This is a genomic window from Myxococcus sp. CA033 (assembly GCF_013336625.1).
Lineage (GTDB): Bacteria > Myxococcota > Myxococcia > Myxococcales > Myxococcaceae > Myxococcus > Myxococcus llanfairpwllgwyngyllgogerychwyrndrobwllllantysiliogogogochensis.
In genome coordinates, this window is sequence record NZ_JABUMU010000058.1 from 1 (window position 1) to 2,565 (window position 2,565).

Below are 2,565 nucleotides of genomic sequence, written 5' to 3' on the forward strand. Positions count from 1 at the left end.
ATCGTCCACGGCGGGAACTCCTCGGCTCCCCTGCCAGGGGGAGACCGTCTCGGTTGGTTTCACCGAGGAGCTTCCCTCTTTCACGCTCATCCCTGCTCGCCGACTACACACTTATAGGGACACGACCGGCTGGACTGCACCTCTGTGGTGCCACGGAACTACGTCCTGAACTTGCTCCAGTAGCCTGCGCCGAGGCGCCACGCGGCACCAGCCGGGAGGGGCACAGTCCCCGTGGCGATGGCCATCGTAAGGTGCGCGTGCCCTTCAGCGGCCTGCCCAGCGGCACATTCCGGGTATGCCGGCAACGAGGGCCAATCCCCATACTTCGTACCAAGAAATTGCTCTACAGCGGAGACTGCGTCGTCGAGCGAAGGATACTTGGCGGTGAAGTAGGCGCCCCCTTCGTCATACCCCCATTGCTCATAGTCAATGTCAACGACTGACTCAGCACGAATCCCAATCGTCCGGATATAGCCAGGGAACGAAGAGGACTCGGAAACATCGACGACGCATACTTTCCCTTTGCTGGTCAGCATCCTGCGCCGAATCTCTTCGATTTCCATTCTGTCTATCCGTGTTAAGAGGCAGGCCTTCCCAACTCTACCCTCCCCACCGCTGCCGCCTGCTGCCGTCGTAGAGCACCCCGCCTGGCTGAAGCTCCCAAGTCGCCGAACCTCTGGGCGACTCCCGGAGCAGACTGGCTGCCCATGCACCAAGCGAGCCGCGCGGCGCGAACCAGAAGGCGGATGACGAGTGGCGGTGCCCGTGGTCCGTGCCGTCTCCCACCCGAGGGCCACTTACGGTGAGCGTCAAGGTAGATGTCGCGTGAGAGGGTTCAGCCGATGCGCTTCAACTCCTGCACGGCCGGGGAGAGGTTCGGAGAGGGGCCGAGACGGACGGGGCCTGCTGGCGTCCAGTTGCGCGTGATGCGGCTCCATCGTTCGGGGTGACGGGCTCGGGCGCGTTGGTACACCTGATGGCGTCGAGCAAGCAGGGCAGCCTCGCGACCGAAGTGCCTGTCGTCGGGCGTGATGAAGCGGATGGCGGAGTGTCGGTGCTCGATGTTGTACCAATCCACGAAGCGCGTCACCCAGTCGTGCACATCCTCGACGGAGGCAAAGGGCCGCCGGGGGAAGTTGGGGCGGTACTTCAGCGTGCGGAAGAGGGCCTCGGAGAAGGCATTGTCGTCCGAGACTCGGGGCCGGCTGAAGGACGGGGTGACGCCCAGCCATTGCAAGGTGGCCAGCAGCGTGGCGCCCTTCATGGGGCCGCCGTTGTCCGAATGCAGCACGAGCCCCTCGGGGCAGCCCGCCTCCTGCCAAGAGCGGCGGATGAGGACCGAGGCGTGCTCGGACGACTCCTCCTCATGCACCGCGAAGCCCATGATTCGCCGGCTGAAGACGTCCACCACCAGGTACAGGTAGAGGAAGGCGCCCTTCACCGGGCCCTTCAGGTAGGTAATATCCCAACTCCAGACTTGGTTCGGCCCGGTGGCGGTGTGCTCGGCCCGAGGCTTGGGTGTGGGCGCCTTGGCATGGCCTCGGTGGGCCAGCTGCCCCGCTTCGCGCAGCACCCGGTAGAAACTCGCTTCGCTGGCCACGTACTCGCCCCGGTCCGCCAGCCTGGGGACAATCTGCTTGGGCGAGGCGTCCCGGAACTCCTCGCTGTTGGCCACCGCCAGGATTCGACGCCGCTCCACCTCGGACAGCCGGTTGGCCGGACGGGTATGCGGTCCGCACCGCCGGTCCTCGGCCGTGGCGGGCTTCCTCCAGCGTTGAATCGTGCGCGGGGCTACCCCGAGCCGCTCGCAGATGGCCTCCAGGCGCACGCCTCTCTCCAAGGCCTCGTCGACGTGGGCGAGCGTCATTTCTCGCTCTTCTCGTCCGCTGCGTCGTCCTCGTCGCCCGAGTGCCTGTCGTCCCACCCCATCGCCTGAAGTTTTTTTTCGAGCACCAACAGCGCCGCCGTCTCCGCCAGCGCCTTCTCCTTGCGGTGCAGCTCCCGCTCGAGCTCCTTCACCCGCTTCTCGGCGGCGGCCAGCCGCTTGCGCTCCTTGGCCGGCAGCGGCTCGCTCGCCGTGCCTGAGAGCGCCCCCGCGGCCGCCTGCTGCCACTCCCGCAGCTGCGCTTCATGCAGCCCCTCTCCACGCAGCAACGCCCCCAACTCCTCCCCTTTGAGCTCCTGGGCCGCCGCCAGCACTCGCAGCTTCTCCTCGGGCGTCCACTTCTTGGGCCCAGCGGGCGGGGCGGGCTTCTTCTCGTCGGACGGGGGCGTCATGGCCGCTACCCTATTCGCCGCACGCAACCACTGCGACAACGTCGGTTGGGACACTCCCACCTGCCGGGCCAGTGTCGAGGCATTCACCGCGCTCGGGCCCATCATCCGCTTCACCATCTGCACCTTGAATGCGTCTGTGTACGACACTTCAACCGCCTGCATGCGTATTCCGGTCATGGTGAGCACTCGTTCCGGCTCAAGCCGAGCAGCGATTCCGGCTGGTGGCGAGCGGTCGGAGCGTCAGCGACGCTGGGTGGTTCATCCCTTGGCCTGCTTCCGACCCTTCGT

The 2,565-nt window shown here is 66.1% G+C and carries 1 protein-coding gene and 1 pseudogene; both read right to left on the reverse strand.

The annotated features are described in order from the left end of the window. Positions 1-158: 158 nt before the first annotated feature. Complete coding sequence (locus tag HUA78_RS45585) at positions 159-563, reverse strand: hypothetical protein (protein ID WP_174479116.1); 405 nt, start codon at positions 561-563, stop codon at positions 159-161. A 272-nt stretch (positions 564-835) separates the two neighbouring features. Next, positions 836-2,424 (reverse strand): annotated as a pseudogene (locus tag HUA78_RS47975) (IS3 family transposase). Positions 2,425-2,565 lie beyond the last annotated feature (141 nt).

Excerpts from the sequence above, each read along its gene's own strand:
- HUA78_RS45585 (WP_174479116.1), bottom strand. The coding sequence starts at position 563 with ATGGAAATCGAAGAGATTCGGCGCAGGATGCTGACCAGCAAAGGGAAA.